The organism is Acidobacteriota bacterium, assembly GCA_016196035.1.
Lineage (GTDB): Bacteria > Acidobacteriota > Blastocatellia > RBC074 > RBC074 > JACPYM01.
Genome location: JACPYM010000114.1, coordinates 124,489 through 131,691, shown reverse-complemented (window position 1 = coordinate 131,691; position 7,203 = coordinate 124,489). Strand labels below are relative to the sequence as shown.

Here is a 7,203-nt window from a genome sequence, read left to right as displayed (position 1 = left end):
CGAGCCCCGGCATCTGTTTTAAGGTAGCCGTGACTACGGTCACGGGTCGTGCGACAAGAGAAGGAGTTTTGGTAGACACCTTCTTTCTGGCAAACGACCCTTTTCATTTCATTGCTACCCCGAAAAATGTCCACAGTATTGTATAAGACAGGAGAGGTTATTGAGGTTGGAGGAGAGGTTTTGTTAACAGGAGGATCGGCGCTATTGAAGAACGCTGCCAAAACCGCTGTTCGGAAACAAGTATACCGGGAAGCGGCCAAGGCAACAGCTAGCATTGAGCGGGGCGGTAAACAGCTTCATCATATCCAACCTCTTTTCGGGCATCCTGGCGGGGCGCCAACCCTTTTCCCTACAGGTGGGTTGCCGGCATGGGTTCATAGCAGTCGCTTGAACACAAAACTACTGAGCCAAACCGAGCATGTTGCTGCGCATCGCACGCTACGGGCACAAGAGAAGCTTGCAACAAGTGCGGTAAATCCTGGTACAACCGCAGCCAGAGCGGCTGCCAATGGCGAAAGATGTAAATGACCCCAACTGGGGGGGAGTAGTGAATATGGCATGACACCAAAGCCACAGTTCATAATTACGGTTATCCTTGCTGCGCATCTCATCGCCTACAGCATTTCCGGGGCGATCGGCATAACATACTTAACAGCTTTCCTAGTGTGTATGAGTGTGCTCGGATTTCTAGGACGGCTTCTCTGGCTGCGTTCAAGCCATTGGCAAACTACCCCGACCGCTAAAGGTGTGGTGCAAGCCACGGTTAGTATCAACAATTTAAGCCTAGTAGAGGCGAGAGAAAATGCATACAACTTGCTAGGTGATACAACCAAGTTCAAATGCATAAGAGCGACTACTAGCTTTCAAATGGAATATCATTTGCCCGCTTCCTTGCAAGAGTTTTTTTCCATCTACGAAACTGTCGAAGCCGTAGCTGGAGATGCACAATTGAGTAGGGGGCATATCGGCCCATCAGCTTACTTAGCTGGGTTTCTGCGAATTGGAATAGATATTGAGTCCACAGAAATCGCTATACTACTTGGCGAAGATTGTGTTTATCAGATAGATGGCTCAGAGGTTAGTGACGAGGATATCAAGGCTTCTCAGCTTCCCAGCATCTATCACTGGGTTTTGGATACTGCGGAAGTGCTTTACGGTGGCGATAATGCAGACGCAGTTTAATGCTAAAGCGTCTTCATCAGGGCCGGAGAGTTTTCAAATGCGCAATCGAATCTTTGGAGTTATCGGCGTCATCTGGGGCGCAGGAATTCTGATTTCACACTTCACTCGTGGCCGTGTATCGGAGAGCAGTGGGGCATATGCAAGCGGACAACTTGCCGGGGTTGTCTTAGGCGGACTGCTTTTCACTGTGGGTTTGTATTTCCTGGTAAAAGGCTCGAAAAAGTAATTTGGGATGCCTGCCTCTCACCGCTTGCGACCAAGTCGTTCGTGACTTGCTAGACAGCTGGGATAGCAACTCCATCCTGGCCGAATTCAACGACACCGGCAGTGCGCTCAACCGGGCAAAGAGTTACGTCTATCTGGGCGGACGATTGCTGGCGACACAAACACCGCGCGCGACCAATTATCATCACCCCGACCGGCTGGGCACGTGACTCGTGACAAGTGCGGCGATGGCATTGGAACCGAACGAACAGATGACGCTGCCTTATAGGGCGGAACTCGTGCTTGCTGTGATGAAATCAGCTTCAACGCCAGTACAGCAGGAGTATCAGCATGACCAAACGAACTTTGCCTTCATTCCTCTTCCTTCTCTTCGGCTACTTCTTCCTTTGTTCAGTCGCCCCACCGCTCCACGCGCAAAGCTCCGACTGGGCTGAACTCCCGCTCCCCGGCACCGGCAACATTTCAGTGCTCTATGCCAACGGCAATCTGGTACTGGCGGCGCGCGGCGTGGGCTTGCGCAACACTGGCGTGTATCGTTCGACCGACGCCGGGCAAAGCTGGGCGGCGGTGGCCGGGTTTGAAACCAACACGGATGGTTCCATCGTCGGGTGTTTCGTCGCCGCGAATAACGCCTTGTATGCGACAGGCCGCGGCGTGCGGCGGCCGAATGATGGCGGGTTGACGTGGACTCCACTCAACAACGGGTTGACGGTGTCATTCCTGCCCGGTGTTGTCGCGCCCATCGGATGTCTGGCGGTCAATGGTGAGACGTTGGTGGCGACGGCGGGTGCGCCGTATCAAGCGGTTTTTCTCTCGACCGATGGCGGCGCTAGTTGGCGCGAGCGGCCTATCGGCTTGCCCGTGGGCACGAATTTTACTTATGGGCCGGTGGCATTTAGCGAGGGCGATGTGCTGCTTTGGGTCATCTCCCAGTTTTATCGCTACCGCGCGGACACAGGCGGTTGGGTGCGCGTCAGTCCGCCCAACGGAGTTGGCTACCCCTTTCGTGACCGCAACAGCTTTGTCGCGCGCGGGAAAAATCTATTCATGATTGGCCGCGAGAACAATCCGCCACAGCAAGTCTTTCGCTCCATTGATGGGGGGACAAGTTGGGCTGGATTTATGCGCGGCCTACCCGCCAATCAAATCGCTGGTTTCAGCAAAGTGTTTGACCTGGTGTCTGAGAGAGCGCTGCTGTATGCGTCGGCCACGGCGGGGGAATCGTTGACCATGCCCAGTCCAACATCACCGGGGAACGTTTATTTCTCTGATGACGATGGCGAGACGTGGGCCGTGGCGACCAAGCCGCTCGCTTTGGCGAATGATCTCATCAGACAGAATTTTAGCTACCTCTTCGCGCCCATCACAGTGAGCGGGGCAAACATTTACGCCGCCAATGTGGATAAGCTGTATCGCACGACGCTGCTGCCACCAACGGTTTCAGCCGCCAGTTATCGTGCATTGGATGTAGCGAGTGGGAGCATTGCGGCGATTTTCGGCAACAACCTGACAACGTCAGCGGCGTTGCCACAGGTGGAATCCGACGCGCCTGCTACGCAATTGCCATCCTCACAACTGGCAGACGTGATGGTGCAAGTGACCGACAGCGCGGGGCGGCAACGCAATGCTTTCCTTTTCGCCGCGACGCCGCCGCAGATTAACTTCCAAATCCCGCCGGAGACCGCTCCCGGCTTGGCGACGGTGAATCTGGGGGGCACGAATCAGGTATGGCACGCCAACATCGCCACCGTGGCCCCCAGCCTCTTTACGGCGGAGGCGAATGGCAGCGGGCTGCCCGCTGGCGTGGCGTTGCGCGTCAAGGCCGACGGGACGCAAAGCTTCGAGGCGCTCTTTCAGTATGACGCGCAAAACCGGCCTGTCGCGTTGCCGCTGGAAGTGAACCGCACGGATGAAACGGTCTTTCTCGTACTCTTCGTCACTGGCATGCGTGGGCGCAGCGAATTGGCGAAAGTTACGGCAACGGTTGGCGGGTTGAATGTTCCGGTGGAATACGCAGGGCCGGTGGATGGCTTGGTGGGCTTGGATCAACTCAACCTGCGCTTGCCGCGCGCACTGGCGGGCCGTGGCGAGGTCGCGGTGGAAGTGCAAGCGGATGGCAAGCGGGCCAATCCCGTCAGAATGCTGTTCAAGTGAAGGGCTGGCACCGCCTCAGCACGGGCGAAACGGCCAGTTCCTGATGCGCTTGAAGATTTCGCGCGAGCCTGCTTTGATGGCGCGCAATCTTCAAAATATCAGGAGCACCGATGACGCTTGAACCAAGTCCTGCGCGGGCTTTCAACCCAGAGACGGCGGCGCGGCTGGCAAAAGAGTTTTACGGCTTGAACGCCACTGCCAGTGCACTGCCCGGCGAATACGATAACAACTTTCACCTCAACACCAGTGACGGCACGGAATACGTACTGAAAATTATGCACGCCGACCGTGAGCGCGCGCTGGTCGAGATGCAATACGCGGCGCTGCGGCATCTGGCCGAACGCGCGCCCGCACTGGCATTGCAACGCGTTTGCCCGGCGTTGAATGGCGAATTAATTGCGATGGTGAAAAGCGAAACTGGCACGGAGCGTCTGGTTTGGCTGTTGAGTTACGTGCCTGGACGCTTGCTGGCACAGGCCAATCCGCACACACCGGAATTGTTGTTCAGCTTGGGCGCGCTGTTGGGGCAGGTGGATGCGGCGTTGATTGATTTCGAGCACCCGGCAACAGCGCGTGAAATGAAATGGGATTTGGCGCGTGCGGGCTGGATTCAAGAGTGCCTGCATTGCATTGACGACCACGTGCGGCGCGGTTTGGTTGAACGCTTGCTCGGCCAATATGAAAGCGAAGTCGTGCCCGCCTTGCCCGCGCTCAGACAGAGCGTGATTCACAACGACGCCAACGATTACAACGTGCTGGTCAATGATGACCGTGCGCAGTTGCTGGCGGGTCAACGCGCCGCCGTCAGCGTAATTGATTTCGGCGACATGCTGCGCACCTGCACGGTGTTCGAGGTGGCGATTGCGGCGGCCTATGCGTTGCTCGATAAACCGAATCCGTTGGCGAGCGCCGTGCAAGTCATCGCTGGCTATCACAGCGTTTTCCCGCTGACTGAACAGGAATTGTCACTGCTCTATCCGCTGATTTGTGCGCGGCTGTGCGTGAGCGTGGTGAATTCGGCGCAGCGCAAACTCGAACAGCCTGACGATCCCTACATCACCATCAGCGAACGGCCCGCGTGGGCGGCGTTGGAAGCGCTCGCCGCCATTCCGCCGCCGCTGGCGCATTACACCTTTCGCCAGGCGTGCGGTTTGCCGCCTGTGCCACACAGTTCGCGCGTTGTGGATTGGCTGCGCGCAAACGCCGCGCAATTCGCTTCGGCGCTCGACGTTGATTTGCGCAGCGCGCCGAGCATTGTGTTTGACCTCAGCATCGGCAGCCTGTTGCTGGGCGCTGACCCGGCGGCGTTTGCGACTGACACGCTGACCGCCACGCTGTTCGCTGAAATGAAACGTGCGAGCGTGGCCGTCGGCATTGGGCGATATGACGAAGCGCGGGCGCTTTACACCACGCCCGCGTTTGCCAGCAGCATGCTTGGCAGCAGTCAGCCCACCGACGAACATCGTACCGTGCATCTGGGTATTGATTTGTTTGTAGCGCCGGGCGCGCCGGTTTATGCGCCTTTGGATGGTGTCGTGCATTGTGTTGCCAACAACACGGCGCGGCTTGATTACGGGCCGCTGCTGATCCTGCGGCACGTGACCGATGACGGACTGGCGTTCTTCACGCTCTACGGTCATTTGGATGAAGAGGTTTTGACGGCGCTTACGCCGGGGCAAGCTATCAGGCGCGGCCAACGCATCGCGCGCATCGGTGCGCCGCCGACAAATGGCGATTGGACGCCGCATCTGCATTTCCAACTCATCACCGATCTGCTGGGTTTAGACCGCGATTTTCCCGGCGTGGCGTATGCCAGCCAGCGCGAGGTTTGGAAGAGCCTTTCACCCGATCCGAATGTGATCCTGGGCATTCCGGCGGAACGCTTCCCCACAGCCGAACCCGCACATGCCACAACGCTGGCGGCACGACGCGCACATGTGGGCCGCAATCTGAGCATTTCGTATCGCCAGCCGCTCAAAATGGTGCGTGGCTGGCAGCAGTACCTTTACGACGAGACGGCGCGCGCCTATCTGGATGTGTACAACAACGTCCCGCTCGTGGGCCACAGCCATCCGCGTGTCGTGCGTGCGGCTCAGCAACAACTGGCCCTGCTCAATACCAACACGCGCTATTTGCACGACAACCTGACGCGCTACGCCGAACGCCTGACCGCGTTGATGCCAGAGCCATTGCGCGTCTGTTACTTTCTCAACTCCGCCAGCGAAGCCAACGAACTCGCCTTGCGTCTGGCGCGCACGTACACGGGGCAAGACGACGTGATTGTGCTGGAGGCGGCGTACCACGGGCACACGACCGCGCTGATTGACATCAGCCCTTACAAATTCAACGGCCCCGGCGGTACGGGCAAAAAGCCTTGGGTGCACATCGCGCCCATCCCTGACGATTATCGCGGCCCGTACAAACGCGGCGACGCCGAGGCCGGGCGCAAATATGCACAGCACGTCGCCGACATTATCGCGGGGTTGCCGCACGGCTTCGCGGCCTTCATTGCCGAGACGTTGCCCAGCGTGGGCGGCCAGATCGTGTTGCCGCCGGGTTATTTGGCCGAAGTCTATCGCCACGTGCGCGCGGCGGGTGGCGTCTGCATCGCCGATGAAGTGCAGGTCGGCTTTGGCCGTCTGGGCACGCATCGTTGGGGCTTTGAAACGCAGGGCGTGGTGCCCGACATCGTTGTTCTCGGCAAACCCATCGGCAATGCGTTTCCGCTGGCGGCAGTCGTCACGACGCCGGAGCTGGCGGCCTCGTTTGATAACGGGATGGAATTTTTCAGCACCTACGGCGGCAATCCGGTGGCGTGCGCGGTGGGGCTGGCGGTGTTGGATGTGTTGGAGGAAGAGCACCTGCAAGCGAACGCGCTGCGCGTGGGCGGGCATTGGCTGGCGGGGTTGCGCGCGTTGCTGCCGCAGTTCCCGCTGATTGGCGATGTGCGCGGGTCTGGATTGTTTCTGGGGATTGAATTGGTGCGCGATCACGCGACGTCGGAACCGGCGGCTGCCGAAGCGTCATACATCGTCAACCGGCTGCGCGACCACGGCATTTTGGCGGGGACGGATGGGCCGTATCACAACGTCATCAAGTTGCGTCCGCCGTTGATTTTTACGGAGGCGGAGGCGGATTTCTTTATTGAAGTGCTGGCGCGCATCCTGAACGAAGATGCCGTGCGCGGTTGAAGCCGTCCGGCGCGGCCAATTCTGGCTTGGCGTAAAAGTCCCCGCTGGCGCGCCATGATGTTTGCGAAATAGACCATCAGCAAATTTAGATCGGTTCAATGCGTGTACGGTGGGGTACCGTCCCGGCGCGACTTTGGCCCTACACCGAAGTGAAAACCGATCTAATGCAACACCCGGCTTGGCTGGCCCGATATGGTGGTGTTGGGGCAAAATACGCAGGCAACGAGCGCAGGGCGGGGTTCGCCAAGTTCAAAAATCGGAGCAGAACACGGCGTCGCCAATCCGCGCAAGAAACGGGCGGCCTTAAGAGTAGAAAGCCGAGGAATTTTATCGGTGCAGCAACGGCAGACCACTCAAGTCTTTCATGGTTTACGGGCCAATGCTTCCGGCGGCCAAACCGGTTTGGCCTGGCAAGGAGCCTTACTGCTATTCGCCGGTCTGCTGTTGGGCA

The 7,203-nt window shown here is 58.3% G+C and carries 5 protein-coding genes; all 5 read left to right on the top strand.

The annotated features are described in order from the left end of the window. Positions 1 to 558 precede the first annotated feature (558 nt). The 5 genes from HY011_32495 to HY011_32475 all read left to right on the top strand — a co-directional run bounded on the left by HY011_32495 (position 559) and on the right by HY011_32475 (position 6,752). Positions 559 to 1,182 carry a hypothetical protein gene (locus HY011_32495; GenBank protein MBI3427667.1) on the top strand — a complete coding sequence of 208 codons (624 nt, stop codon included), beginning with the start codon at positions 559 to 561 and terminating at the stop codon, positions 1,180 to 1,182. A gap of 37 nt (positions 1,183 to 1,219) precedes the next feature. Then, entirely contained in the window at positions 1,220 to 1,408 is a 189-nt protein-coding gene (locus HY011_32490; protein MBI3427666.1) for a hypothetical protein, read from the top strand. 46 nt (positions 1,409 to 1,454) lie between these two features. Continuing rightward, positions 1,455 to 1,616, top strand: coding sequence for a hypothetical protein (locus HY011_32485; GenBank protein ID MBI3427665.1), 162 nt, complete (start codon positions 1,455 to 1,457; stop codon positions 1,614 to 1,616). 121 nt (positions 1,617 to 1,737) lie between these two features. Continuing rightward, entirely contained in the window at positions 1,738 to 3,561 is a 1,824-nt protein-coding gene (locus HY011_32480; GenBank protein MBI3427664.1) for a hypothetical protein, read from the top strand. Positions 3,562 to 3,671: 110 nt separating this feature from the next. Then, on the top strand, positions 3,672 to 6,752 hold the full coding sequence (locus HY011_32475; protein ID MBI3427663.1) for an aminotransferase class III-fold pyridoxal phosphate-dependent enzyme: 3,081 nt from the start codon (positions 3,672 to 3,674) through the stop codon (positions 6,750 to 6,752). Positions 6,753 to 7,203 lie beyond the last annotated feature (451 nt).

What these genes read in the sequence shown, in the direction of transcription:
- HY011_32495 (MBI3427667.1), top strand. Translation starts at nt 559, where the DNA reads ATGACACCAAAGCCACAGTTCATAATTACGGTTATCCTTGCTGCGCAT.
- HY011_32490 (MBI3427666.1), top strand. Translation starts at nt 1,220, where the DNA reads ATGCGCAATCGAATCTTTGGAGTTATCGGCGTCATCTGGGGCGCAGGA.
- HY011_32480 (MBI3427664.1), top strand. Translation starts at nt 1,738, where the DNA reads ATGACCAAACGAACTTTGCCTTCATTCCTCTTCCTTCTCTTCGGCTAC.
- HY011_32475 (MBI3427663.1), top strand. Translation starts at nt 3,672, where the DNA reads ATGACGCTTGAACCAAGTCCTGCGCGGGCTTTCAACCCAGAGACGGCG.